The organism is Leeuwenhoekiella marinoflava DSM 3653 (genome assembly GCF_900129005.1).
Classification (GTDB): Bacteria; Bacteroidota; Bacteroidia; order Flavobacteriales; family Flavobacteriaceae; genus Leeuwenhoekiella; species Leeuwenhoekiella marinoflava.
Window position 1 is genome coordinate 80129 of the sequence record NZ_FQUN01000004.1, and the last position, 25254, is coordinate 105382.

The window sequence follows — 25254 nt, forward strand, 5'->3', positions numbered from 1 at the left end:
ACCCATGACAAAAAAGTCACAAACCACTATAAACAATCCTAAAGAAAACCTTGCTCAAGATACACTTGATGGTGGTACGTATGCAATCATACGCAGCCGACTTCAAAAACAAAAGCAGGACCTGCAGGATCGGTTATCTCAGCTTAATGAAGAGCGCAAATCAGTATTTGGCTCATTAGAGACTAAGCTTATTGCAAACGACCGCATTAGCACGGAAAATAACTGTATTGCGCGTGATATTGTTTCGTTAGGTAACACTTGTATTTTTGGATATAATGTCCATTTTGGCCTGCGTACAGAAATCGTACTTTCTGATGTTTTTAGCATTTACAACTTCACCGAAAATCGTTTTGAGCCTACTGCATTAGACTTATTAGATGATACGACTTTTAAAACAGATTTTTCCAACCTCTATAAGTATTATAGGAATACCATTTTTTCTCGTTTTGCCGTTATAGGCAATTACTTGCATATGGTTTTTCAGTTAAGCGAGAGTGTCTCTGATATCAAGACTTTCAAGTGGTTAATCAAAGAAAATAAACTCGAGTATGTAGATAACCGTAGCGACCACGAGTATCGCTTTCCCCCGCAGCACGAGTTTAAATGGCAGGCGGTTAGCCGCGAGATGCATCGTTATGGTGTGCATTCGCATGTTTCAATTTTAGACCGTGTTTTTGTAGAAACCATAGGCGGTGATCTCACCATCAAGATTGAAGATAATACGGAGGATGGTAAGGGGATTTTTTCTGAACCTGTAGAACACTATGACCAGACATTAGATGATGGTCAGTACCGCTATGCAAATCTGGGTAACTTGATCGTTATCGATATCAAACCTTTTCAGGAGGCGTCCCGTTATTTTGTGTACAATCATAAGATTAAGCAAGTTCATAAAATTCAAAGTGTTGGCGTTGCAGCTGTGTTGCTTCCGGATGACCAAGGGATTATTTTTCCTAACGGCTATTACTTGCAGACTGGTGAATACAAAGTTTTTGATGACGGACTTTTAGATTTAAAATTTCAAGAAAAAACAGTCTCTCCTAATGGTGAAGATTTCTTGTATGTATTCTACGAGGGAAGCAAAGGACTTTATAAACTGATGTCTTATAATATCATCAGTCAGGAAATAAAAACACCAATTGTTTGTAGTGGTTTTACCATTCTTGAAAATGGGGAACTCTGCTATTTTACTGCGGAAGATAATCAGACCAAGCATCATGTCGTTCAGATCTGGCAAACTCCTTTTTTAAAAGGGGATTATATGCCCTCACAGCATACCGAATCTATGCTCTACAAAATAGGGAATAAGGATATTGTGAAAGCAATGGCCGAATCACAGGCACTTATTACCTTGTTGAATAAGGAAGATAATTACGATGGCTTGTATGCAGATATTGCGAAGTCTGCAAAAGATATTCAGGATTCTTATTATTGGTTAGCCGAAGAAGAGGCCGAAGGTTTGGATCTTCCGCTACGCGAAATCAATAAAGCTGCAAATGCTGCGATAGATGAGTTTGAAAAAGTAACCGAACTCCGTCGCCATGCTGCTACACAAACTAAAGAATTACGTGAAGAAGCTGAGAAGATTTTTTCTAAGATTAAGAGTTCTTCGTTTAAAAGTATTAATGATTTTGTTGTCTTATTGACTCAACTGCGTATGCTGCGTGGTAAGGTGATTAGCCTGCGAGACGTGCGTTACGTAAATGTTGATTTCTTAAACGAGCTAGAGACCGAAATAGGAGAACAAACTCAAAAAATATCAAGACGCTGTGTTCAGTTTTTATTAGATGATAAAGCTTTACAACCGTATCACGATCAGGTTGCTGCGAAATATGATGAGCTAGAGCAGGTCAAGAAGGTTATCGAAGCTAAAAAGCTTGAAGAAGAAGTCAATCAGATCGCTGCAGATTTAGAGTTGCTAATCGATATCGTAACCAATTTGGAGATTGAAGATACCGCACATGCAACAAAAATTGTAGATAATATATCGTTGATTTTCGCGACGATTAATCAGTTAAAAGCGGCTTTAAAAAACAAGAAAAAAGCGCTGGGAAGCGCAGAGGCACAAGCTGATTTCTCGGCACAGCTTAAATTGATAGATCAGAGTATCATCAATTATATAGATATCGCTTCAACACCTGAGAAGTGCGATGAGTTTCAGAATAAAATTTCGATACAACTTGAAGAGTTAGAAGGGAAATTTGCAGATTTTGAAGAGTTTATCACGGTTATTCTTGAGAAGCGCGAAGAGGTTTATGCCGCTTTTGAAGCGCGTAAGAATAGCTTGGTTGAGAAGCGTAATAAAAAAGCGCTTGCGTTACAAAATGCTTCTGAGCGTATATTAAAAGGCGTTTCTAAGCGAGCACAAAGTCTGGGTTCTGCAGATGAGATCAATGGGTATTTTGCTTCAGATCTAATGATCAATAAGCTACGGGATATCATCGTGCAGCTTAATGAACTGGAAGATAGTGGTAAGGCCGAAGAGCTGGAGACTGCGCTTAAAGTAGCGCGGGAAGATGCGCTGAGAAAGCTAAAAGACAAGCTTGACCTGTATGAAGATGGTGAGCATGTAATCCGTTTAGGGAAGCATAAGTTTGGTGTAAACAAGCAACCTCTGGATTTGACTATTGTTCTAAAAAATGGAGAGCTTGCTTATCACTTAACGGGAACCGATTTTTATGAGAAGTTGAACCATCCTGTATTGTTGAATTCCAGACAGATTTGGGATCAGGAATTTGTTTCTGAGAATGATAGTATTTATCGTTCGGCTTATTTGGCCTATAAAATATTTGATGCTTCAGATAAGCAATATTTGCACGAATTATCTGATGAAGATTTGTTGAAGAAAATACAAGAATTGAGTAGTTCTAATTACAGTGAAGGCTACGTAAAAGGCGTACATGATCTGGATGCTGCTCAAATCTTAAAAGTTTTGCTGCAGAAATATGTTGATCTGGGCTTGTTGCGATTCGATCCTAAAATACGAGCCTATGCGCAGTATTTTTGGAACAGTCTTGAGCAAGAAGAACAGCACCTACTTGATCAGAAACTCAAAGCTAGCGGAGCGGTTTTACAGTATTTTCCTGCTGATAAAGAATATGAGTTTATCCTGAATTTATTATTTAAAAAGATAACAGCTTTTAATGAAGAAAACCAACTTTTTGATTATGTAGATACTCAGGAAATAACCAAATATCTTTTTGATGAATTGCAAAATGACGATTCGTTTATAAGAAGTGCAGTTGCTGTTGATATTAAAGAGTCTTTTGTCAAAAGCTTGAAAGACAAGCAAGCCGATTTAAAATTTAAAAACAGCTACGAAAGTCAGGCAGATTATGAATCTAAAATTGCTTTAGTCAAACAGTGGGTTGGCGCATTTATAAGGAATGAAAGCAGTTTACATAATGAGCTTACGTTGGCGCAACGTTCCAGATATATTGATGAGGTTGTTTGCCTGATTTTATTTGAGGACGATTCAGTCTCAAAAATAAACGTTGGTAAACCTTCGGAAAAGATTGAAAATTTGAAAGGCGACCATAGAAGCTTAGAAAATGGAAGTTTGCTTTTTAATTTTCACGACTTTATAACAGAACTCAGTCATTTTGTAGCTGAATATGTTCCTGCATTTGAAGCATTTAGAAAAGCAAAGCACGAGGTTACAGAAACTTTAAAAGAAGAGCTGAAGCTCGAAGAATTTAAACCGAAAGTTTTGACCTCATTTGTGCGTAATAAATTGATTGATCAGGTTTATTTTCCGCTGTTTGGAGATAATCTTGCGAAGCAATTAGGAACAGTGGGGGATACCACGCGCACAGATCGTATGGGAATGCTGTTGTTGATCTCGCCACCGGGTTATGGTAAAACTACGCTGATGGAGTATATCGCAAATCGTCTGGGCTTGATTTTTATGAAAATTAACGGCCCGGCAATAGGTCACGAAGTGACATCTGTTGATCCTGCTGCAGCTACAAATTCCGCTTCTAGGGAAGAGTTGAAAAAGCTCAATCTTGCTTTTGAAATGGGAAATAACGTGATGTTGTATCTAGACGATATACAGCATTGTAATCCGGAGTTTTTACAGAAATTCATTTCTCTATCTGATGGGACGCGCAAAATAGAAGGTGTTTATAATGAACAGCCTAAAACCTACGATTTAAGAGGTAAGAAGTTTTGCATTATCATGGCGGGTAACCCGTATACCGAAAGTGGTGCCAAGTTTCAGATTCCTGATATGTTAGCAAACCGTGCAGATATTTATAATTTGGGTGATATCATCGGCGATACTGCTGATTTATTTAAACTCAGTTTGATTGAAAATTCGCTTACTGCAAACCCGGTTTTACAACAGTTGAGCAGCTCACATTTTGACGATGTTTATACGCTATTAGAACGTTTAGAGACCGGAAATAACGAGTTGCAGTTAAAAGGAAACCACAGCAATCGCGAGTTAGAAGAATACACTTCAATTTTAGAGAAAGTACTGAAAGTTAGAAACACAATCCTTAAAGTTAATGAAGCTTATATAAAGTCTGCAGCAATGGAAGATGCGTATCGCACCGAACCGGCGTTCAAACTCCAAGGATCGTACCGTGACATGAATAAACTCGTTGCTAAAGTTGTGCCTATAATGAATGAGAAGGAATTACAAATCTTATTATTAGCGCATTATGAAAGTGAAGCGCAAACCTTAACCGGTTCTGCCGAAGCCAATTTGCTGAAATACAAAACGCTTATCAATTCGATTTCTAAAGAAGAAGAAGCTCGCTGGGAATCTATCAAAGAAACTTTTGTGAAAAATAACAAGCTTAAAGGTTTTGGTGAAGCTAATGAGATGGCTCAGGTATTAGCGCAAATGATGCAATTTTCAGATAACCTAGAAGGAATTAAAAAAGTCCTTGAGCGTGGTTTGAAGTCTTAATTAACGCTTAAGGTTCTTATATTTTTTTTTGATAGTAGCCTTGTTTTTATCAGCAAAAATAACGGCGTAATAGCCTATTTGCATAGCTGTTGTAAATAAGAAGAATCTACTGATTAGTTCTCTTGGTTTCATAGTTGTTTGTTTTCATTAAGTATACGTTTTGAGTGATGTATTCTTAGTTAAATAAAACCTATAATTGAGACTTCTTGTTAAAATCTGTATTTTCAGGCACAACTAAACTTTTTATGGAACCACGACTACAAAAAATAGAACCACGTAAAATAGTAGGTAAATGCCTTATTACAACTCTTTCTTTTGATGATACTGCTACACTGTGGCAAGACTTTATGAGCAGACATAAGGAAATTAAAAATCGTGTAGACTCCGGATTTTATTCCATGCAGGTTTATCCTTTTGGTCTTAAAGTCGAAGAGTTTACGCGTGAAACTAAGTTTGAACGCTGGGCAGCTGTAGAGGTAAATAGCTTTGAGAATGTACCTGACGGAATGCAAACTAAAACAATTGCAGGCGGCTTGTATGCTGTTTTTACCCACGTGGGACCAGTAAAGCAGTTTGTAGAAACTTCTAATTATATTTATGGAACCTGGTTGCCACAATCAAAATATAAACTAGATGAGCGTGCCCATTTTGAAAGACTAGGAGAAAAATATTACGGGCCTAGTCATCCGGAAAGTGAAGAGGAAATATGGATCCCTATACAGCTTAAATAGTTAGCGGTGATGATAAGGTTCGTTTCTTAAAATGGTAAACGCTCTATAAACTTGCTCGGTCATAAATAATCGAATCATTTGGTGCGAAAAAGTCATTTTTGATAATGAAATCTTCCCTTGTGCTTTTGCATAAACTTCTGGAGAAAACCCGTAAGGACCGCCAATAACAAAAACGAGTGTTTTGATACCACTATTCATTTTTTTCTGAAGATAATCTGCAAATTTTTCGCTGGTCAGGTCTTTTCCTTTTTCATCCAATACAATAAGTTGATCCTGAGCACTGAGTTTTGACAGAATCAATTCACCTTCTTTTTCTTTTTGTTGATCTTCAGAGAGGTTCTTGGTTTTTTTTAGATCAGGGATAATCTCCAGATCAAAATTCACGTAGAATTTTAAGCGTTTTGTATAAATAGAAATCAACTCGTCTAGGTTGCGGTCGTCGGTTTTACCAATGCAGAGCAGTTTTATATTCATTCTTCAAAATTAGTATTTTTCAATTTTGAACACTTTATAAAATAAGATATCTTAACACTATTTGCAATTAGGTGTTGTAAATTGCTCGGTTGTTTGTCTAACTTAGCAAAAATTCGTTCCATATTTATGATTTCAGAAATTAAGCTTTTAGAAGAGGTAAATCTTATTATAAAAAATGCAATTCGGGAAGATATTGGTCCCGGTGATTACAGTTCGTTAGCCTGTATACCAGCAGATGCAACAGGTAAAGCCAAGCTTCTGGTAAAAGAACCCGGTGTTATTGCCGGAGTAGATTTTGCTAAGCGTGCTTTTGATTATGTTGACTCAGAACTTGAAATTGAGGTATTAATCAAAGACGGAGAATCTGTTAATGAAGGAGATATTGTGTTTTATGTTTCGGGCAGTTCTCAAAGTATTTTAAAAGCAGAGAGGTTGGTGCTTAATGCTATGCAGCGCATGAGTGCGATAGCGACAAAGACCAAACAATATGTAAGCCTTTTAGAAGGAACAAATACTCAAATTCTGGATACGCGTAAAACCACACCGGGTTTTAGAGCTTTAGAAAAAATGGCTGTGAAAATTGGTGGTGGCGAAAACCATCGTTTTGCGTTGTATGATATGGTAATGTTGAAAGATAATCACATTGATTTTGCAGGTGGCATTGTTGAAGCGATAGCGAAAACTAAACAATATTTAGCTGAAAATAATTTGGATCTCAAGATTATTGTTGAAGCTCGAGACCTTAAAGAAGTTGATGCAATTTTAGAAGCAGGTGGCATTTACCGCATTTTGCTGGATAACTTTAATTATGAAGATACACGTACTGCAGTAGAAACGATTGGTGACAAATGCTTAACCGAATCCTCAGGGAATATAAATGAAGAGACTCTCGCTGAATATGCAAAATGTGGTGTAGATTATATATCGAGTGGAGCGTTAACCCATTCGGTTTACAATATGGATTTAAGTTTAAAAGCAGTTTGATGAGTGACGAGTGGGATGATAAATTAAAGACGATTCCATTATTACTACCTCTGGTCAAGTGGGCAAAGACAATTATTTTACCCGGCTTTGAAGGTTTGTCGCTTTATGACTTTTGGGAAATGTATGCCATTGGCATAATAAAGGGAACTTTTGCAACGCGGGCAAGTGCAGTAGCTTTCAGTTTTTTTATGGCGCTTTTTCCATTTTTTCTATTTATTTTGAACTTGATTCCATACGTTCCCATAAATGGGTTTCAAACTGATTTTCTTTCTTTTATAAATAATTTATTGCCTCCTCAAACTCAAGATTTTTTTGATCCCATTCTGCTGGATATTGCAGCAAATCAGCGTGGCGGACTTTTATCGTTTACTTTGATCTTTGCTATATTCCTGATGACAAATGGGGTTAATGCTATTTTTACAGGTTTTGAGTATAGCTTTCATTCGGTGACTAATAGAAATATGTTTAAGCAATATGCTGTGGCTCTGGGGGTTTCGTTAATGTTGGCATTGTTGTTGCTTGTAGTAGTTATAGTGGTGCTGTACCTTCAGTTTTCTATTACAGAATTGAAACGACGCGGTATCGTAAATGAAGATAATTTGTGGATATCCAGATTGGGAAGTTTTATTTCACTTTTAATTCTGATTTACGGAGTGGTCGCGACACTTTATTATTTTGGAACTAAAGAAGGAAAAAGCACCCGGTTTTTTTCAATAGGAGCGACACTAACAACAATTTTATTTGTGGTGACAACTTATTTATTTGGTATTTACATCAATAATTTTGCAACGTATAACCAATTATACGGTTCTATTGGTGCTTTATTGATAATGATGGTTTATATCTGGCTCAATTCTAACTTATTACTTTTGGGTTTTGAATTGAATGCTACGATGTATCGTCTAAAAAAGCGAAGAGATCTTAAAAAATCGCAAATATCTTGAATTTAACTGTTGGATTATTAAAAATATCCTATTATTGATCTTGATACTTTGTTGAATTAAAAAAAATAACCCCTTTAAATAACGATTATGAAAAAAATATGTGCTTTTTTAATGTTTGCTCTTATTTCTGCAGCAGGAATGTTTGCTCAAGATGTTACTGGTAAATGGAAAACTATTGACGATGAGACTGGTGATGCAAAATCTATTGTAGAGATTTACAAACAAGATGGTAAGATTTACGGTAAAATTATCGAAATCCTTAATAAAGATCGTCAAGATGCTAAATGTGTTGATTGTCCCGGTTCTGATAAAGGAAAACCTGTTCAAGGTCTTGTAATCATCAAGGGTTTAGTGAAAGACGGTGATGAGTATAATGATGGAAAAATTTTAGATCCTCAAAGTGGAAAACTCTATAAGTGTTTAATTGAGCTAGAGAATCCTGATAAACTTAAAGTTCGTGGTTATATTGGTTTTTCATTATTAGGAAGAACTCAATATTGGGCACGCGTTAAATAACATTAAACTTCTTATAAACTAAGGCTGTTTCTAAAACTAGAGACAGCCTTTTTTTTATCTTTACCCTCGTGTATTTTGTAGATGTAATCTTACCTATTCCTGTTGAAAATGCGTTCACGTATCGCATCAGTGAAGCCGAATATTCCTTTATAAAACCAGGGATGAGGCTTGCTGTGCCTTTTGGTAAAAGCAAGATTTATACTTCTCTAGCAATACGCGTACATCAAGAGGAGCCGCGTATTTACGAGGCTAAAGAAATAGAACAAATTCTTGATGAAGTACCTGTAGTTCATCAAGCACAGTTGAATTTCTGGAAGTGGATGGCAAGCTATTATATGGCTACTTTAGGAGAAATCATGCGAGCGGCATTGCCCGGCGCTTTTCTTTTAGAAAGCGAGACCATTATAAAAAAACTTTCTAATGATAATGCAGAAGAGTATTTGGATAGTTTAGATGACGAAAGTTTACTCATTTTAAAAACTTTTAAGGATCAATCTATTTTACGCATTAGTGAAGTGATGCAGGTTTTGGATAAAAAAAAGGTACTTCCCAGTATCAACCGTTTAATAGATTTGAATCTGGTAGCTCTTGATCAGGAGATTTATGAGGCTTATAAGCCTAAGCTGGTAAAATATGTGCGTCTTACTAAAGAATATGAACAAGAGGCAAATATGCATATTGCACTTGATGAACTCAATAGAGCTCCAAAACAACGCGAGCTATTACTCAATTATTTTTCGATACAAGCGCGTGCTAAAAAACCGATAAAAGCTAAAGAGTTACAGGAGCAAAGTGGAGCTTCTTCTGCTCAATTGAAGGCTTTGGTAAGCAAGGGTATTTTTGAAACCTATAAAATTAAGAAGGATCGTATTGTGTATTCAGGTAAAGAAGATAGTGCCGTTAAACAATTAAATACGCAGCAAGAGAATGCTTTAAAGGAAATAAAAGCTTCATATGATTCGCACGAAGTTTGTTTGCTACATGGGGTTACTGCTTCTGGTAAGACAGAAGTTTACGTTAATCTTATTAAAGAGTATTTAGCTGAAGGAAAACAGGTACTCTATTTATTACCCGAAATTGCTCTTACAACACAACTTGTTTCCCGATTGCAGGAATTTTTCGGGAATCAACTTTCAGTTTATCATTCTAAATATTCTGTTCATGAGCGCGTAGAAGTGTGGAATAATGTCTTAAATAAAGCTTCTAAAGCTCAACTTGTTTTAGGAGCACGTAGTGCTTTGTTTCTTCCTTTTGAGAATCTAGGGCTTGTGGTTGTTGATGAGGAGCACGAGAGTAGTTATAAACAATACGATCCTGCACCTCGCTATCAGGCTCGTGATGCAAGTATTGTTTTGGCATTTCAGCAGGGAGCAAAAGTTTTATTAGGTTCCGCTACACCTTCTTTAGAGACGTATTATAATGCCAGTACCGGTAAGTATGGTCTGGTTACAATGAAAGAGCGCTATGGTAATATTTTAATGCCCGAAAATAGTATAATAGACATTCAGGATAAATACCGTAAAAAGCGAATGACCGGGCATTTTAGTGATGATCTCTTGCGTGCCATTACTGATGCTCTTGATCTGGGAGAACAAGTAATCTTATTTCAAAATAGAAGAGGGTATTCTCCTATATTAGAATGTAATACGTGTGGGCATGCTCCACAATGTCCTAATTGTGATGTGAGTTTGACTTTTCATAAGCATCGCAGTCAGTTGCGTTGTCATTATTGTGGTTATCATATTGCTATGCTCCAAAAATGTATGGCTTGCGGTAGTGAGGAGTTGGATACTAAAGGATTCGGTACAGAACAAGTAGAAGTAGAGCTTAAGGAATTATACCCGGAGTATAATATAGGTCGAATGGATTCTGACACGACTCGGGGTAAATATGGCTTTGAGAAAATCATTACCGCTTTTGAGCAGGGCGAGGTAGATATTCTTGTAGGAACGCAAATGCTTACAAAAGGACTCGATTTTAGAAATGTGACTCTTGTAGGAATTTTAAATGCAGACAGTATGCTCAATATTCCGGATTTTAGGGCTCACGAACGCAGTTTTCAGTTGATTCAGCAAGTTTCCGGAAGGGCAGGACGTACGCAAAAACGGGGTACGGTGTTGATTCAAAGTTATAATCCGCATCATCAGATTTTGCAGCAGGTTTCAACGAATGCCTATGAAAAGATGTATCACGAGCAACTTGAAGAACGTCATGTGTATAAGTATCCGCCATTTTGCCGAACGATTAAAATTACGTTGAAACATCGGGATTTTCAAAAGATTGAAGAATCTTCAGTTTGGCTGGGGCAAGCTTTAAAAAATGTGTTTAAAGATCAGGTTTTGGGGCCAGAACCGCCGCCAGTTTCAAGAATCCGGAATGAGTATTACAGAAACATTCTTATAAAAATTCCTAGAAAGCAAAGTCTTGAAAAAACTAAGAAAGCAATCTTAAAAATACGAAGTAGTTTTCTGAGTATTTCTCAATACAGAAGTGTCAAAATAGTTCTCGACGTAGATAATTATTAGACAAAAAAAATCCTGCTTGAATCAAGCAGGATTTTTTTTGTCTAATAATTATCTCGAGAGTGCTTCCATAAGTTTTGTTTTCTTATGTCTGCTTAAAGGAATTTTATCTCCTTCGATCTCTATATTTCTACTGTTGTATTTCTCAACTTTGTCCATATTAATAATATACGATTTGTGTATACGCATAAATCGTTCTGCCGGAAGCTGTGCTTCAAAAGCTTTCATCGTTGAAAGTACTATGATAGGCTCATTGTAGGTAACCAACTTCACATAATCTCCTAAAGCTTCGATAAATTTTAGGTCGTTCAAAAACACTTTTTTCTTCTTCAGATTACTCTTCACGAAGATATAATCATCATCTTCAACATTGCCTTCGGTTTTAAGACGGTGAAGATTAATGGCTTTGTGTACTGCATTTAAGAAACGGTCTTTTGTAAGCGGTTTTCTTAAATAATCTATGGCGTTATAGTTAAAAGCCTTGTATGCATATTTTGTTTTACCGGTGACGAATATAATTTGTGGTTTATGTACCAAATCATCCAGTAAATCAAAACCAGTCAAAATAGGCATTTCAATATCTAAAAAGATAAGGTCAACCTTAGTTTCTAGAAGTCCATTTTTCGTTTCAATTGCATTGTTGTATTGTGCCGCTAGTCGCAGGTTGGGATGATCTTTAATCATCTTTACGATTGCGAGGCGTTGCAGACTTGAATCGTCAACAACAGCACAGTCTAAAATTAATTCTTCCAAAGTTGTGTTTTGAGATGGCGTTAGTTTATCAAATCTAGGTACAATTTATGGATAAAGCAACTTTTTTGTGTAGTTCATCGATATTTCTTCATTTTTTTTTATTTTAAATTAAAAAAGGGGTGTTTGTAGTCGAATATCCTAATTCTACTTTTGTTATCTGAAAAATTAAAAGTACTTTTGCACTCATTTTTAAATAAACTATTTTATGAATCATTACGAAACTGTTTTCATCTTGAATCCCGTTTTATCTGATGACCAGGTAAAGGAAACAGTAAAGAAATTTGAAGATTTTCTTGTTTCTAACGGCGCCAAGATGATAGCTAAAGAAGATTGGGGGCTAAAAAAATTAGCTTACGCAATCCAGAACAAAAAAAGTGGCTTTTACCACCTTTTTGAATTTACGGTACCGGGAGAGGTTATCGCAAATTTTGAACTAGAGTTTAGACGTGACGAGCGTATTATGCGTTTCTTAACGGTAAGCTTAGACAAGCACGCGATCGAGTGGGCTGAAAAGCGTAGAAAAAGAAACAAAGAAAAAGCATAGTTATGGCATCATCTATTGAGCAACAAGCGAAAGCTAAGAAAGATGGAGAAATTAGATATTTAACTCCGTTAAATATTGAGACCTCTAAAACAAAAAAATACTGTCGTTTTAAGCGTTCAGGTATTAAGTATATTGACTATAAAGATGCAGATTGGTTAGGATCTTTTGTAAATGAACAAGGTAAGTTGTTACCACGTCGTCTTACAGGTACGTCATTAAAATACCAACGTAAAGTAAGCGTAGCGGTTAAGCGTGCAAGACACCTAGCTCTTATGCCTTATGTAACGGATTTATATAAATAAAAACTAGATAAAGATGGAAGTTATACTTAAGAAAGACGTCGACAATCTAGGATTTGTTGATGATTTAGTTACTGTAAAAAACGGTTACGGAAGAAACTTTTTGATTCCACAGGGTCACGCTGTTTTAGCTACTCCTTCTGCTAAGAAAGTATTAGCTGAAAATTTAAAGCAACGTGCATATAAAGAGAAGCAAGTAATTGATGCTGCTAAAGCACAAGCTGAAAAATTAAACGGTTTAGAGATTAAACTTACAGCTAAGTCTGGTGAAGCAGACAAATTATTTGGTTCTATCACTGATGCAGACCTTGCAAATGCACTTTCTAAAGAAGGTGTTGAGATTGATAAAAAATACATCACTATTGCTGGTGGTAACATCAAGCGTTTAGGTCAATACGATGCTAGTCTTCGTTTTCACCGTGAGGTAGTATCAAATCTTACATTTGACGTGGTAGCAGAGGCTTAAGCCTTTTAAACTATACTTAAAAGCTTCCGTCTGACGGAAGCTTTTTTTATTTAAAAAATTCTCAGATTATGAAGTATATCAGACTTTCAAAAGAACAATTGGATGAGATGCATCAAGAATTTATAAATTTTCTTGCAGCACAATCTATCACTGCTGATGAGTGGGACGATATCAAAAAAAATAAACCAGAAGTTGCAGAGCAGGAGCTAGATGTTTTTAGTGATTTGGTTTGGGAGGGTGTTTTAGGGAAAGTTGAATATCTAGAACATTTTTCGCAACAGCATATGTTTTTATTTAAAGTAGGAGATCTTAAAATAAGTATGATCTCTATTGAGGTAGAGAATAAAAGTATAGATATTACGACTCCGCAAGGTTATAAATGGTTGCAGGAAAATTTTATGAAAGACGAAGTGAATTTGTATAGTTCGAGTAAACTTTTATCTGATGATCGCAATAATGATATTTTTGTATTGATTCGTCAGGGGGCAAATATTACTCAGGGTGACTTGTACAGGTGGTTTGAAAAATTTGTTGAAGTAGATTAATTCAAACTTATTTAAAGATTAAAGCCTGATTGAAAAAATTTCAATCAGGCTTTTTTTATTCGTATCTAAGAGATTCTATAGGATCTAATTTAGCTGCTTTTAAAGCCGGAAATAATCCTGCTACAACAGCTACAATAAGCGTGACAGTTACTGCGGCTAACATTGCCATCCAGGGAGTGGTGAAATTGAAATTAGCCACGGTAGAAATCAATAAGCCAATTCCGATTCCTAAAATAATTCCGAGTAGACCGCCAAACTGACCAATCATTATGGTTTCCATTAAGAATTGACCGGCAATTATAGATTTTTTAGCTCCCAGAGCTTTGCGCACACCGATCTCCCGGGTGCGTTCTGTTACCGAAACCAGCATGATGTTCATAAGCGCAATAGATGAGCCCAAAATTGTTATAAGGCTAATAATCCACGCTGCCATGGAGAGATATCCGCTAATTTGTGAAATCTGATTGATAAGATCATCACTTCGACCTATACCAAAGTTGTTTTCTTCAATAGGAGCGAGTTTTCGTACGTTTCTAAATGTGATTATAGCTTCATCTAATGCGCCTTCAAGCATGTCTTTATTTTCAACTTTTACACTCAAAGAATAATTAATATTAGCCTGAGTAAACATAGAACGGGCAAGTTGTATTGGAATAATAACTCGTAAATCCTGATTGTTTCCAAAAGTTGAGCCTTTTTCTTCAAGAACACCTATCACTTTAAATCTCGTTCCACGAATACTTATGGTTTTCCCTATGGGATCTATGTTTTTTAGGAGTCCGTTTTTAAAATCACTACCCAAAATACATACATTATTGTTGTTCTTAATGTCGAACAAATTGAAATTTCTTCCGGAGTCTAATTCTAAACCACCATTGTCAAGAAAGTTCTCGTTAGTTCCGAGAACGGTAACTTCTGGATCTGTATCTTGATTTTCATATTTTACTTCAGCGGCAGAAGTACCGGTAAATGAAACTGAAACTTTAGTAAGTGGATATGTATAGCGCTCTTCAAAATCGCGCACTTCGGTATACCGAATCACAGGATTTACTTTTTGCTTCTCACCACTTCCACGACGTTGGGTAGTAAATTCATAGCGCTGAACATTAAAAGTATTAGCGCCCATAGAAGAGAAGTCACTGCTAATCGTGTTTTCTAAAGCTTTTACAAGGCTTAAAATAGCCACGAGAGCAGTAATCCCAATTGCGATAATTACTACTGTAAGAATGGTTCTAAGCAGCTGGCTGCGTATAGAATCAAAGGCTATGCGAATATTTTCTCTAAAGAGTGAGAACATAGAGTATGCGATTTGAACTCATAAGTCTACTAAAATCTAAAAAAGTTACCGTTTTATAAAATTAAGACAGACAAACCCTCAAATTTTAAGATATTTGCAGCCCCTAACGGGCATTCATTAAAATACACAACAGATTATAACAATGGCTCAAAAACCAAGCATACCTAAAGGAACCCGTGATTTTTCTCCGGAAGAAGTTTTAAGACGTAACTACATCATCAATACGCTTAGACATAATTTTGAGCTTTTTGGTTTTCAGCCTATAGAAACACCTTCATTTGAAAACAGCAGCACGCTGATGGGAAAATATGGAGATGAAGGAGATCGTCTTATTTTTAAAATTTTGAATAGTGGGGATTATTTTTCTGAAATGGATACTATTCTAAAGAAAAATAAAATACTTAGTTTTTTAATTAATGATGAATTTTTCATCAATTTTTACCAGAATTATATAAATATTTCAAATAGCATTTTATCAAATATTCCAGCTCTTGGCAAGCGTTTTGAAGAAGCAGAGAGAAAGAAAATCGATGATTTGTTGAATTTACATCTTTCTTCGTACTATTCGGAAATTATTTCGAAAACTTCGTTAAATTCTGAACAGAAATCATTTTTAGAAGATGTAGTAAGAGATTATAGAAAGGTAATTCTTCCTCGATGTTTAAACGTTATACAAAAAATGAAATTCCAAGAAGGGAATAACATTATTTATCAGACAGATATAAATAATCTATCTATTGAAATCCTGAATAAATATTTTTCAAGAGAGCTAACCTCTGAAATCTCAGAAAAAGCATTGCGTTATGACCTTACTGTGCCCTTTGCGCGTTATGTAGTTCAGCATCAAAATGAGATCGAGTTCCCTTTTAAGCGTTATCAAATTCAGCCGGTTTGGCGTGCAGATCGTCCGCAGAAAGGGAGATTCAGAGAGTTTTTTCAGTGTGATGCAGATGCTGTAGGTTCTGATTCCCTTTTACAGGAGGTTGCTTTTGTACAGTTATACGATTCGGTTTTTACAGATTTAGGACTGATAGGAACTACGGTTAAAATGAATAATCGTAAAATACTTTCCGGTCTTGCCGAAACAATCGGAGCGGCAGATAAGCTGATCGATTTTACAGTTGCTTTAGACAAATTAGATAAAATAGGAGAGGAGGGTGTAATTAAAGAAATGCTTGCAAAAGGAATTACTGAAGAAGCTATAGAACGTGTAAAGCCTATTTTTAATGTAAGTGGAAATTTTGCTGAGAAACTAAACTTGCTCAAAGACTTGCTTGCTGATTCTGAAACTGGAAAACAAGGTATTGAAGAATTAGAATACATTAACACAAAGATTGAAGCTTTAGGTTTAAAAACAGTTGCATTAGATCTTGATGTGACTCTTGCCCGTGGCTTAAATTATTATACAGGAGCAATTTTTGAAGTTTCGGCACCAGAAGGTGTCAAGATGGGAAGCATAGGTGGCGGTGGTCGTTATGATGATCTTACCGGTATTTTTGGACTTAAGAATATGAGCGGAGTAGGGATTTCCTTTGGTTTAGATAGAATCTACTTGGTTCTTGAAGAATTGGGTTTATTTCCGGAGCAGGCTATTAAAGGAACGCGCTTGTTGTTTATCAATTTTGGTGAGAATGAGTCCTTGTATTGTTTGAAAGCGGTACAGTCTTTGCGTGAAGCGGGAATCACTGCAGAACTTTATCCTGATGCTGCTAAAATGAAAAAACAAATGTCGCACGCAGATAAACGCAATATTCAATTTGTGGTGCTTGCAGGAACTCAAGAAATGGAAGAAGGTGTTTATACTTTGAAAAATATGAAAAGCGGAGAACAACAACGCGTAAGTATAGACGGACTCATAAAAGCGTTGAGCTGATTCATAAAAATAAAAGCATAAAAAATCCCGAATTTAATTCGGGATTTTTTATGCTTTTTATTGAAATCTTATTCGTTTTCTACAGCAGCCGGTGGTCTGTAATCAAATAAGCGCTGGTCTTTAATTTGTTCAGCAATACCTTTTGGCAACATTGCTTCCCAGCCTTCTTCTCCGCTAGAAATCATTTTTAAGACCTGTCTTGAGAATACATTTAATATGTCAGGATTGTAGTCTTCAATATCTACTACACGACCATTGTATTTAAAGAACTTGTACAGTTCTTTCATACGTGGGTGTACTTTAAGATTTTCGCTGGTGAAGAATTCTCCTGTTTCAGGATCACGCATAGGATATAAATAAACGCGAAGATCTTTAAAGAATAGTTTACCAAAAGCTTCCAGAATACCTCCACTTAAATGCCGGTAATACGATTCATCAAAAATATCAATCAGGTTATTTACACCCATCGCAAGTCCCATACGTTCTTTAGTATAGCGTGAGAAATATTCAACCAGACGGTAATATTCCTGAAAGTTTGAGATCATTACGGTGTGACCCAGATTACAAAGCAACCGGGCACGCGCCATAAAATCTTCTTCATCAATCTCACCTTCAGCTCTCAGGTTAGAAAGTGTGATTTCAAAAATCACTTCTGTATTTTCTTCTTTTACTCTATTTTCATTCAGGAAGATCTCCAGTGATTTGCGATACATATCAGTATTCACTTTAGTCACCGGCCTAAAACTTCCGCGAAGCGCAAGAATGTTTTTCTTGTAAAGAATTTTAGCAGAAAGAATATTGTTTCCGTCAGGACCAAACATTACCGCATCGGTAAATCCATTTTTTACCAGTTGTAAGCTCATCAAGCGATTATCAACTTTAGAAAAAACAGGTCCTGAGAAGTTGATCATATCAATCTCGATCTGATCTTTATCGATATGGTCGTATAAGTAACGCAATAATTTTTTAGGAGAGTCGTATTTATAATATGCTCCATATATAAGATTTACACCCAGAGTACCTAATGTTAATTGTTGTAAGCGGGCATCAGTCTCATGAAAGCGTATGTGCAGGATAATCTCGTTAAATTCGGCTTGTGGCTCGGTCTGATATTTAATTCCTACCCAACCGTGGCCTTTATATTTTTTAGCAAAATCTATAGTAGCAACCGTGTTTGCGTACGTGAAATAGATCTTATTAGGGTGTTTTTCGCGTGAAATGCGGTTCTCTAATAAGTTAGTCTCATGAGCAAGCATTTTTTTAAGTCTTGCTTCGGTTACATAGCGCTGATCTTGCTCAACACCATAAACAGCATCACTAAAATCTTTGTCGTAAGCAGACATCGCTTTTGCAATTGTACCACTGGCACCACCTGCTCTAAAAAAATGTCTTACTGTTTCCTGACCTGCACCTATTTCGGCAAAAGTACCGTAGATGTTCTCGTTAAGATTTATGCGTAGTGCTTTATTATTTATTGAAGGGATATTTTCAAACTCTTTGTCACCTTGAATTGTGATCGGCATACTGCTTAGTTTTTGGGTGAGTACTGGCTATTTCCTTTGCGGGTTAAAGGTAGCAAAATGGTAGGGCTTACAAAAAAATAAGTGTAGTTTTGTGCTAAATTTCACAGGTTTGAAAATCACCTTTCTAGGCACAGGCACATCACAGGGAATCCCCATTATAGGTAGCACACACCCGGTTTGCATGAGTACAGATCCTCGAGACAAACGTTTGCGTGTATCCATTTTAATAGAATTTGAAGGCGCAAATTATGTTATAGATTGCGGGCCAGATTTTAGACAACAGATGTTGATGCATAATGTTAACCATCTCGAGGCTTTATTGTTTACTCATGAACACGCAGATCATACAGCAGGTTTAGATGATATACGTCCGTTTTTCTTTAGACAGGGCGATATACCTGTTTATGCGCATAAGCGTGTTATTGCCGAATTGAAAAAACGTTTTGATTATATCTTTAAGACTGAAAATCGTTATCCCGGTGCTCCGGCAGTGGCTATTCAAGAGGTTGTAAATAATAATTCTTTTACTATTAATAAACTTAAAGTAGAGCCCATAAATGTGATGCACGGCAATTTACAGGTCTTTGGGTATCGCTTCGGGAATTTTGCTTACCTGACGGATGTAAAAACCATAAGCGAATCTGAAAAAGCAAAGTTGAATGATCTCGATGTATTGGTAGTAAATGCATTGCGTGAAGAACCGCATTATTCGCATTTCAATTTAAAGGAAGCTCTTGCCTTTGTTGAAGAAATTCAACCGAAACAAACTTATTTTACTCACATCAGTCATTTGTTAGGTTTTCATGCTGAAGTAGAAGCCAATCTGCCTGAAAATATTCACTTAGCCTACGACGGATTACAACTAGAACTTTAGAAAATATGCGCAGAAATATATTTATGTATTTGTTTTTATTTACAGCCTTGTGGGTTGTATTTCAATACGTGAATTCAACAAAGGTTTATGAATCTCAAGACGCTCAAATAATCCGACTTAAAGAACGTCTGGAAAAAGCTGAAGATTCAATACAGTCCCTGACAGAAAATGGTGACGGGCGTTATTTTAAATTAGAAAATAACGAACATGCATACACTTATTTTGAGCGTTTTGGTGTAGATATCACAGATCTGGAAGCAAAAATTGAATCCTCGCTGGTTAGTGAAAATAAAGCTTCCGGGAATTCATTAATTCCTTATGAAAACGCAACCGGAGTTTTTCAAATCAACAAAGTAGAAGTCTTAAATCACAAATGGATAATCGCAGACTTTAGCGATGGTACGCGTTGGGGCGAACTTATTTTACGTTATGATGTTGCAAAAGGCGGAAGCATAAATTTTGAAACACTTCAAAGTGTGATTTATCCTTAAGCGTGCTTTACTAACCAATCTTTTAAATCGTAAAAGTTTTGTGGAGCAACGCCATGACCTACAGGATATTCGTTGAGTTTTGCTTCAATATTTAAATCAGCTAAATAAGCGGGAATTTTACGAGCGGCATCTACGGGGATAACTTGATCAACTGTCCCATGAGAACTGAATACTGACAAGTGTTCGTAAGCAGATAAGTCGGTTTTAGGCTCAGTAATTGCTTCATTAACATAACCGCTTAAACCAATAAGATTCTTTATTTTTTCAGGATACGTTAGCGCTACGGAATAGCTTAAAATACATCCCTGACTAAATCCTAAAAGCGTAACATTGGTCGCATCGAGATCATATTCGGTTATTGCCTCATCAATAAATTTTGAGATCAGTTCACGAGCCGCAATGGCTTCGTCGTCATCAGACCATTTACCGTCTGTTGAATCCCAGTGAATGGTATACCATGCGTTACCATACGGTTGCATTGGTAAGGGTGCTTTAGCTGAAATCACAAAATATTTTTCAGGCAACTCCGGCGCAAAAGAAAATAAATCCTGCTCATTACTTCCATAACCGTGAAGGAGCAGTAAGAGTGGGGGTTTAGAATCAGATTCTATTCGGGGTTTTTGTATAAGATGTTCTAGCGATAAGTTGTGCATATTATTGTATGAATGTGAACCATTTCTGAAAATATTTCCCCAGAAGTGGTACCGGTATGATGTTTCCTTGAAATGCATTAGCAATACCATAACCCCATAGCGTAATGATAAAGATGTAGAATGCTATGGAAACACCCCAACTATCAAAGAAAGGCACGATAAAAGTAAGAGCAAAAAAGGTGATGAAAATTCCAAAAGCTTGTCTGATATGAAATCGAGCAAACGGATTTTTAGGTTCCATATTCATGAAAATCGAAATGATTGCTCCTACAATGGTAATGTAAGCAACAATAGCTGTTGTCTTTCCTGTTTTAATATTTTCTTCCGTCATTATTAAGATGCTGTAAACTGATTATTAGCAATGATTCCATAAACTTTTCCTTTCAGTTTTGCACCTAAGAAAGCTGCATTTTTAGATTTAGAAAGAATCATTTCTTTGGTGAATGTGCTCGTTCCTTTTGTGGTAAACAAACTTAGGTTTGCAGGTTGACCCATTTCGATTTTAGAAGTAGTTTCAGTAAAACGCTTACGACCTGCAGTTAATAATTGCACAGCTTTTTTCTCTGAAACTAAAGTCAATAATGCTCCTAAAGTTGCTTCCTGAGCAATAGTTCCGAATTTTGCATGGTCAAATTCTAGTTTCTTTTGTTCAATATCCAGCGGATTGTGGTCACTGGTAACCATATCTATTGTGCCGTCTTTAATTCCCGCAACAAGAGCTTTTCGATCTTCTTCATTACGCAGTGGTGGAGTTACTTTATAGCGGGTATCAAAATCTTCTAAAACAGTGTCTGTAAAGAATAGGTTAGTGATTGCAACACTACACGTTACATCTAAACCTTTAGCTTTAGCTTCCTTGATTAACGCAACACTCTGAGCAGTTGAGATCGTCGGGATGTGTAATTTTCCTCCTGTATATTCTAAAATATAAAGGTCGCGGGCAATTTGCAAATGTTCAGCAAGAGCAGGCATTCCTTTCAACCCAAGCTTGATTGCGGTTTCTCCTTCGTTTGCCATTCCTTTTATAATCAAATCATCTTCCTGCGGAAAAGACAAAACCAAGCCATTAAAACCCTGTGTATACTGTAAAGCAATCTTTAGCAAATTGGGGTTTTTAATCGCGTGCTGGTAATCTCCAAAAGCAATCGCACCGGCCTGTTGCATATCGTATAATTCAGCAAGATCAACTCCCTCAGATTTTTGAGTCAATGCTCCAATTGGAAAAAGCTCCACAGCATTATTTGCAGCTTTATTTTGTAAAAATGCAATTGACGAACTCGTGTCGGGCACGGGATAGGAATTTGGGTTTAAAGCAATTCCTGTGAATCCACTTTTTGCAGCGACAAGTAGTCCGTTTTTTATAGTCTCTCGTTCTTCATATCCCGGTTCTCCTATGCTCACGCTGCTATCAAACCAACCTGGTGAAACTGTGAGATTTTCAAAGTTGATGAGTTCTTCACCTTTTTTTGCTTCTAGCGTTGAAGCAATCTCGGTAATAATACCTTTTTCAATACGGATATCTACTTGTTTACCGTGGTGCGGGTTAGATTCATCCAGTAGCGTTGCCTGAGTGATGCGTGCGTTCATTTAAACTTTTTTAGGATAAACATTTCTAATACAAATGCGAGCAGTGCAAAAATAACAAACCATTTGTAAAGAAAATTGAGATTTGTCTCTTCTTCTAGTGTATTCAATAGGTCGGGTATATTTGAGTTTTCAGATATACCTTTAATTGGTTCAAGGGTAACTTCTTGAAGTTTGCTTTCGCTTCTGTTATAATTATAAGCAACAGTAGCCAGTGTGTCATTTTTAAACTTTAGAGCATACAAACCGGCTTTTTCAATACCTTCTTTTGCCGAAATACGAATTTTATTTCCTTGTTTTTCTTGAAGTGGAATGAATTGCTGGTTGTCTTTTTCAAGAACTACAACCGCATCTTCGGGAATTGTGATATTGATATCGAAACTATTTTGCGTGCCTAACGTGTAATACGTTTGTGGAAGAGAAAGTGCTGTTTTCGCAATTTTATCGAAAGTTGGTACAATGAGTTGCCCATTAATAAAATTACTATTGGTTATGTTAAGTCCACCCGTAAAAACGTACAGGTTATTTATTTTTGTTAGAAATGGCGCACCGTTCTCCAAGCTTAGAATCGAATTAGTTATTTCTAAAGGAAAATACGTCTGTACGACGTGTGATTGCAAATTAGAAGATCTTCCATTGAAGACATTTTGATACAACGGATGATCATAATTGATGTCTGTAATGCGCTGTGGAAGATCACTTTTTTCTGAAAATCCAGAAAAACCAAATGTGTTCAGAAGATTGCTATAAGTGCTTGAAGGTACATCCATCGCTGGAATCAAGATCAATGCTCCGCCTTGTTGGGTATGTGTTTTGAGAAGATTAGCCAGCTCTGCCGGTACTTTTTGGGGTTCATTTAGAATTATAAGGTTCTGTTCAGAAAGCATCCCATAATCCAACTGATTTTCAAAAACAGTGGTAAACTGGTATTCTTCTGATTTGTACAATCTTCTTAGAAAATCATCGTCAGCATTTGAAATCGCTAAAACCTTCAGCGGATTCGTTTTATTAATACTGAAATAGAAATCATTATCAAAACGCAAATCAGGGTCGGCAATACTCAACTTTCCGGCTATTGCCTGATCTGTATCCAGCTGAAAATTTACAGAAGCTGTATCGCGTTCTTTGAACTGCACCGAAGCTTTTGCGATGAGTTTATCCTTGTTAAATAGCGAAACCGGAAGTTCTGCCTGGGTAGGGAAGGAGCTGCGTAGCATCACATTTAAATTGTAGCGCTCACCAGTTCCCTGTAGGCTCAAACTGTCTATGGCGTAATTTTCTAATGTAGCCGATTGTAAAATCACTCTGTGTTGAGCAACTTGATTGGTGTCTAAAGCTTCTCGTAAACCAATATCTTGAAAATCTGAAATTATGATAAGTTGTTTTGCTGTTGTTTGGTCGTTAGCGAAGTAGGTGTTTAATCGTAATAATAAACTTTCGGCATTTGTGGTTTTTCCTGTGAAATCGAGGTCTAGTAAAAGATTGCGGTCTGTTGTAGGATCAAAATCTTTTATTACATTATCCCATGTAACCAAAGTCAAGCGTTCATCCTGAGGCAGGTTTGTTAATAGATCTTGTTTGGCTTCGTTTAAAAGATTTCCTTTTTTACCGTTAGCTTGCATGCTAAACGAATTGTCAATAAAAATAACTGTTTCTCGAGGTTTAACAGCTGTTTCCGTAGCTGGGAAGAAGGGTTGAGCAAACGCTAGTATAAGAAGACCTAAAGCTAAAATACGGGTACATAGAACGAGCCACTTTTTTAGCGAACTGCTTTTGCGTGTATTTTGAATGATTTTTTCTAGAAAAGCAACATTAGAAAAAGGCGTCTTTTTAAAACGTCTTAACTGAAATAAATGAATGAGAATGGGTATGAGCAGTAGAAAAAGCGCGTAAAGAATTTCTGGGTTTTTAAACTGCATAAGTAAGCACATTTCGGCTAAACGAAAATACTGGTTTTGATTTTTTAAAGCTTGTGTTTTCCTGCTTTATTTTGTTATGCTATTAAATCTGAATTGTCTTTTTCCGGACCGCTGATTAGTGTTGGGATATTTTCTTTTCGAGCCGAAAACTCAAAGGTGCTTCCTTCGCCTATTTTAGAAGTAACACTGATTTTTCCGCCTAGATTAGCAACCAGTTTTTTAACAGTAGACAGGCCTATTCCATTGCCGCGGTTTCCGTTGTTATCTTTTGGAGCTACAATAGAAAATAGATTGAAAATCTCTTCTATTTTCTCTTGCGGAATCCCAATGCCGTTGTCAATGACTTTAAAACGGTAAAAATTATCGTCTTCATTAAAATCAACGTTAATTACCGGCTCTTTTTTGTCATTGTATTTAAGGCTGTTGCCTAATAGGTTGATGAAAATCTGATGCAAAGCAACACGGTTACAATATATGATGTGATTCGCTTCCGGCAGGTTTATTACGGTCTTGTAATCGTGATTGAGCATATCTTCTATTTGCTCCAATAAATCGTGAATGTCAAACGATTCTCGCTGATCTATTGTGAGATTATCACTCTCGTAATGCTGTAAAATTCCGTTTATGTATTCACTTAGTGAAAAAGAAGAACTTTTGAGATAATTCAAATAATCCAATCCTTTCTCATCTAGCAGCTCTTTGTATTTGGTTTTGAGCAGGTCTGTTGTGGTAATGATATTAGCCAAAGGCATTTTCATATCATGGGAAACCACACCTGCAAATTCTTTTAAGAGACTATTTTTCTTAAGAAGATTTTTTTGTAGATTTTTATTTTCAATGTTTTGACGACGCAGTTCAAAAAGACTCACGACTTGGCTGGCAAGAGCAACCATAGTGCTTATTTGTTTATCGTTGAGTTCGCGAGGTTCATGATCAAAAACGCAAAGCGTCCCTAATGCGTGCCCGCCTTTATCTATAAGAGGCACTCCTGCATAAAAAATAGCTTTTAGATCACCAGTAACCAGCGGGTTGTTCTTGAAGCGGTCATCTAGGCGAGCATCTGGAATTATAAAAACAGAATCTTTAGTTTGTATGGCATGGGTGCAAAAAGAAATCTCACGAGGAGATTCATTAAAAGGAACACCGTAATGAGACTTTAAAAAGTTACGGTTATAATCAAGCATGGTGATTAACGCGATGGGGGTGCCGCAGATGAATGATGCTATCTGGGTGATATCATCATAACTTTTTTCGGGCAAGGTTCCTACCAATTTGTAAGAGTCAACAGCCTTTTGTCTTTTTTGTTCGTCTATTTGCAACATGCTATAAAATGAATGTAAATAT

At 36.5% G+C, this 25254-nt stretch carries 23 protein-coding genes; 13 read left to right on the top strand and 10 right to left on the bottom strand.

Annotated features, from left to right (window positions below; translation table 11 throughout):
* Positions 1 to 4 precede the first annotated feature (4 nt).
* On the top strand, positions 5 to 4918 hold the full coding sequence (locus BUB91_RS02520; protein WP_073096547.1) for a DNA repair ATPase: 4914 nt from the start codon (positions 5 to 7) through the stop codon (positions 4916 to 4918).
* Here the strand turns inward: BUB91_RS02520 and BUB91_RS21440 are convergent, their stop codons facing one another.
* A complete protein-coding gene (locus BUB91_RS21440) occupies positions 4919 to 5050 on the bottom strand; it encodes a hypothetical protein (RefSeq protein ID WP_262490522.1) in 132 nt (43 codons plus the stop codon).
* A 113-nt stretch (positions 5051 to 5163) separates the two neighbouring features.
* Between BUB91_RS21440 and BUB91_RS02525 the strand changes: the two genes are divergently transcribed.
* Complete coding sequence (locus BUB91_RS02525) at positions 5164 to 5649, top strand: GyrI-like domain-containing protein (protein WP_073096550.1); 486 nt, start codon at positions 5164 to 5166, stop codon at positions 5647 to 5649.
* Here BUB91_RS02525 and rlmH read toward each other — a convergent pair whose 3' ends face one another.
* Positions 5650 to 6123: a 23S rRNA (pseudouridine(1915)-N(3))-methyltransferase RlmH gene (rlmH, locus tag BUB91_RS02530; RefSeq protein ID WP_073096553.1), complete on the bottom strand. Its 474-nt coding sequence runs from the start codon at positions 6121 to 6123 to the stop codon at positions 5650 to 5652.
* A 126-nt stretch (positions 6124 to 6249) separates the two neighbouring features.
* Between rlmH and nadC the strand changes: the two genes are divergently transcribed.
* The 4 genes from nadC (at position 6250) to priA (ending at position 11092) form a co-directional block, all read left to right on the top strand.
* Positions 6250 to 7107: a carboxylating nicotinate-nucleotide diphosphorylase gene (gene nadC / locus BUB91_RS02535; RefSeq protein ID WP_073096556.1), complete on the top strand. Its 858-nt coding sequence runs from the start codon at positions 6250 to 6252 to the stop codon at positions 7105 to 7107.
* Positions 7107 to 8051, top strand: a complete 945-nt coding sequence (locus BUB91_RS02540) for a YihY/virulence factor BrkB family protein (protein ID WP_073096558.1) — start codon at positions 7107 to 7109, stop codon at positions 8049 to 8051. The genes nadC and BUB91_RS02540 overlap by 1 nt, the downstream gene beginning before the upstream one ends.
* Before the next feature lie 87 nt (positions 8052 to 8138).
* On the top strand, positions 8139 to 8567 hold the full coding sequence (locus BUB91_RS02545; protein ID WP_073096560.1) for a DUF2147 domain-containing protein: 429 nt from the start codon (positions 8139 to 8141) through the stop codon (positions 8565 to 8567).
* 68 nt (positions 8568 to 8635) lie between these two features.
* Positions 8636 to 11092: a replication restart helicase PriA gene (priA, locus tag BUB91_RS02550; protein ID WP_073096562.1), complete on the top strand. Its 2457-nt coding sequence runs from the start codon at positions 8636 to 8638 to the stop codon at positions 11090 to 11092.
* Between the two features lie 48 nt (positions 11093 to 11140).
* On the opposite strand, the gene BUB91_RS02555 is transcribed toward priA, so the two are convergent.
* Complete coding sequence (locus BUB91_RS02555) at positions 11141 to 11842, bottom strand: LytR/AlgR family response regulator transcription factor (RefSeq protein WP_073096564.1); 702 nt, start codon at positions 11840 to 11842, stop codon at positions 11141 to 11143.
* Positions 11843 to 12047: 205 nt separating this feature from the next.
* Between BUB91_RS02555 and rpsF the strand changes: the two genes are divergently transcribed.
* The 4 genes from rpsF to BUB91_RS02575 all read left to right on the top strand — a co-directional run bounded on the left by rpsF (position 12048) and on the right by BUB91_RS02575 (position 13696).
* Positions 12048 to 12386: a 30S ribosomal protein S6 gene (gene rpsF / locus BUB91_RS02560; RefSeq protein ID WP_073096566.1), complete on the top strand. Its 339-nt coding sequence runs from the start codon at positions 12048 to 12050 to the stop codon at positions 12384 to 12386.
* Between the two features lie 2 nt (positions 12387 to 12388).
* Positions 12389 to 12688 carry a 30S ribosomal protein S18 gene (gene rpsR, locus BUB91_RS02565; RefSeq protein WP_073096569.1) on the top strand — a complete coding sequence of 100 codons (300 nt, stop codon included), beginning with the start codon at positions 12389 to 12391 and terminating at the stop codon, positions 12686 to 12688.
* A gap of 13 nt (positions 12689 to 12701) precedes the next feature.
* Positions 12702 to 13151, top strand: a complete 450-nt coding sequence (gene rplI / locus BUB91_RS02570; RefSeq protein WP_073096572.1) for a 50S ribosomal protein L9 — start codon at positions 12702 to 12704, stop codon at positions 13149 to 13151.
* A gap of 68 nt (positions 13152 to 13219) precedes the next feature.
* Entirely contained in the window at positions 13220 to 13696 is a 477-nt protein-coding gene (locus tag BUB91_RS02575) for a DUF6495 family protein (RefSeq protein ID WP_073096574.1), read from the top strand.
* A 55-nt stretch (positions 13697 to 13751) separates the two neighbouring features.
* On the opposite strand, the gene BUB91_RS02580 is transcribed toward BUB91_RS02575, so the two are convergent.
* Positions 13752 to 14993, bottom strand: coding sequence for an ABC transporter permease (locus BUB91_RS02580; RefSeq protein ID WP_073096577.1), 1242 nt, complete (start codon positions 14991 to 14993; stop codon positions 13752 to 13754).
* 142 nt (positions 14994 to 15135) lie between these two features.
* Between BUB91_RS02580 and hisS the strand changes: the two genes are divergently transcribed.
* The gene (hisS, locus tag BUB91_RS02585; RefSeq protein ID WP_073096580.1) at positions 15136 to 16866 is read left to right on the top strand and encodes a histidine--tRNA ligase; all 1731 of its coding nucleotides are present in this window, start codon (positions 15136 to 15138) and stop codon (positions 16864 to 16866) included.
* A 68-nt stretch (positions 16867 to 16934) separates the two neighbouring features.
* On the opposite strand, the gene BUB91_RS02590 is transcribed toward hisS, so the two are convergent.
* A complete protein-coding gene (locus tag BUB91_RS02590; protein ID WP_073096582.1) occupies positions 16935 to 18389 on the bottom strand; it encodes a nicotinate-nucleotide adenylyltransferase in 1455 nt (484 codons plus the stop codon).
* Between the two features lie 109 nt (positions 18390 to 18498).
* On the opposite strand from BUB91_RS02590, the gene BUB91_RS02595 reads away from it, so the two are divergent.
* Positions 18499 to 19263 (top strand): MBL fold metallo-hydrolase, encoded by a 765-nt coding sequence (locus BUB91_RS02595; protein WP_073097182.1) that lies wholly within the window; start codon positions 18499 to 18501, stop codon positions 19261 to 19263.
* Between the two features lie 5 nt (positions 19264 to 19268).
* The gene (locus BUB91_RS02600; protein WP_073096585.1) at positions 19269 to 19754 is read left to right on the top strand and encodes a hypothetical protein; all 486 of its coding nucleotides are present in this window, start codon (positions 19269 to 19271) and stop codon (positions 19752 to 19754) included.
* Here the strand turns inward: BUB91_RS02600 and BUB91_RS02605 are convergent.
* The 5 genes from BUB91_RS02605 to BUB91_RS02625 all read right to left on the bottom strand — a co-directional run bounded on the left by BUB91_RS02605 (position 19751) and on the right by BUB91_RS02625 (position 25232).
* Positions 19751 to 20407: an alpha/beta hydrolase gene (locus BUB91_RS02605; RefSeq protein ID WP_073096588.1), complete on the bottom strand. Its 657-nt coding sequence runs from the start codon at positions 20405 to 20407 to the stop codon at positions 19751 to 19753. The genes BUB91_RS02600 and BUB91_RS02605 overlap by 4 nt on opposite strands.
* A 1-nt stretch (position 20408) precedes the next feature.
* Positions 20409 to 20738, bottom strand: coding sequence for a hypothetical protein (locus tag BUB91_RS02610; protein WP_073096591.1), 330 nt, complete (start codon positions 20736 to 20738; stop codon positions 20409 to 20411).
* Between the two features lie 2 nt (positions 20739 to 20740).
* On the bottom strand, positions 20741 to 21994 hold the full coding sequence (locus BUB91_RS02615) for a dihydroorotase (RefSeq protein WP_073096594.1): 1254 nt from the start codon (positions 21992 to 21994) through the stop codon (positions 20741 to 20743).
* Positions 21991 to 23910: a vWA domain-containing protein gene (locus BUB91_RS02620; RefSeq protein ID WP_073096597.1), complete on the bottom strand. Its 1920-nt coding sequence runs from the start codon at positions 23908 to 23910 to the stop codon at positions 21991 to 21993. Before BUB91_RS02620 ends, BUB91_RS02615 begins: the two co-directional genes overlap by 4 nt.
* A gap of 74 nt (positions 23911 to 23984) precedes the next feature.
* Positions 23985 to 25232, bottom strand: coding sequence for a sensor histidine kinase (locus tag BUB91_RS02625; RefSeq protein WP_073096600.1), 1248 nt, complete (start codon positions 25230 to 25232; stop codon positions 23985 to 23987).
* Positions 25233 to 25254: the final 22 nt, after the last annotated feature.

Coding starts and splice junctions, on each gene's coding strand:
- BUB91_RS02615 (WP_073096594.1), bottom strand. CDS start 21,994: ATGAACGCACGCATCACTCAGGCAACGCTACTGGATGAATCTAACCCG.
- hisS (WP_073096580.1), top strand. CDS start 15,136: ATGGCTCAAAAACCAAGCATACCTAAAGGAACCCGTGATTTTTCTCCG.
- BUB91_RS02520 (WP_073096547.1), top strand. CDS start 5: ATGACAAAAAAGTCACAAACCACTATAAACAATCCTAAAGAAAACCTT.
- rpsR (WP_073096569.1), top strand. CDS start 12,389: ATGGCATCATCTATTGAGCAACAAGCGAAAGCTAAGAAAGATGGAGAA.
- rpsF (WP_073096566.1), top strand. CDS start 12,048: ATGAATCATTACGAAACTGTTTTCATCTTGAATCCCGTTTTATCTGAT.
- BUB91_RS02625 (WP_073096600.1), bottom strand. CDS start 25,232: ATGTTGCAAATAGACGAACAAAAAAGACAAAAGGCTGTTGACTCTTAC.
- BUB91_RS02525 (WP_073096550.1), top strand. CDS start 5,164: ATGGAACCACGACTACAAAAAATAGAACCACGTAAAATAGTAGGTAAA.
- BUB91_RS21440 (WP_262490522.1), bottom strand. CDS start 5,050: ATGAAACCAAGAGAACTAATCAGTAGATTCTTCTTATTTACAACAGCT.
- BUB91_RS02545 (WP_073096560.1), top strand. CDS start 8,139: ATGAAAAAAATATGTGCTTTTTTAATGTTTGCTCTTATTTCTGCAGCA.
- BUB91_RS02600 (WP_073096585.1), top strand. CDS start 19,269: ATGCGCAGAAATATATTTATGTATTTGTTTTTATTTACAGCCTTGTGG.
- BUB91_RS02580 (WP_073096577.1), bottom strand. CDS start 14,993: ATGTTCTCACTCTTTAGAGAAAATATTCGCATAGCCTTTGATTCTATA.
- BUB91_RS02540 (WP_073096558.1), top strand. CDS start 7,107: ATGAGTGACGAGTGGGATGATAAATTAAAGACGATTCCATTATTACTA.
- BUB91_RS02605 (WP_073096588.1), bottom strand. CDS start 20,407: ATGCACAACTTATCGCTAGAACATCTTATACAAAAACCCCGAATAGAA.
- BUB91_RS02620 (WP_073096597.1), bottom strand. CDS start 23,910: ATGCAGTTTAAAAACCCAGAAATTCTTTACGCGCTTTTTCTACTGCTC.
- rplI (WP_073096572.1), top strand. CDS start 12,702: ATGGAAGTTATACTTAAGAAAGACGTCGACAATCTAGGATTTGTTGAT.
- BUB91_RS02610 (WP_073096591.1), bottom strand. CDS start 20,738: ATGACGGAAGAAAATATTAAAACAGGAAAGACAACAGCTATTGTTGCT.
- rlmH (WP_073096553.1), bottom strand. CDS start 6,123: ATGAATATAAAACTGCTCTGCATTGGTAAAACCGACGACCGCAACCTA.
- BUB91_RS02590 (WP_073096582.1), bottom strand. CDS start 18,389: ATGCCGATCACAATTCAAGGTGACAAAGAGTTTGAAAATATCCCTTCA.
- nadC (WP_073096556.1), top strand. CDS start 6,250: ATGATTTCAGAAATTAAGCTTTTAGAAGAGGTAAATCTTATTATAAAA.
- BUB91_RS02575 (WP_073096574.1), top strand. CDS start 13,220: ATGAAGTATATCAGACTTTCAAAAGAACAATTGGATGAGATGCATCAA.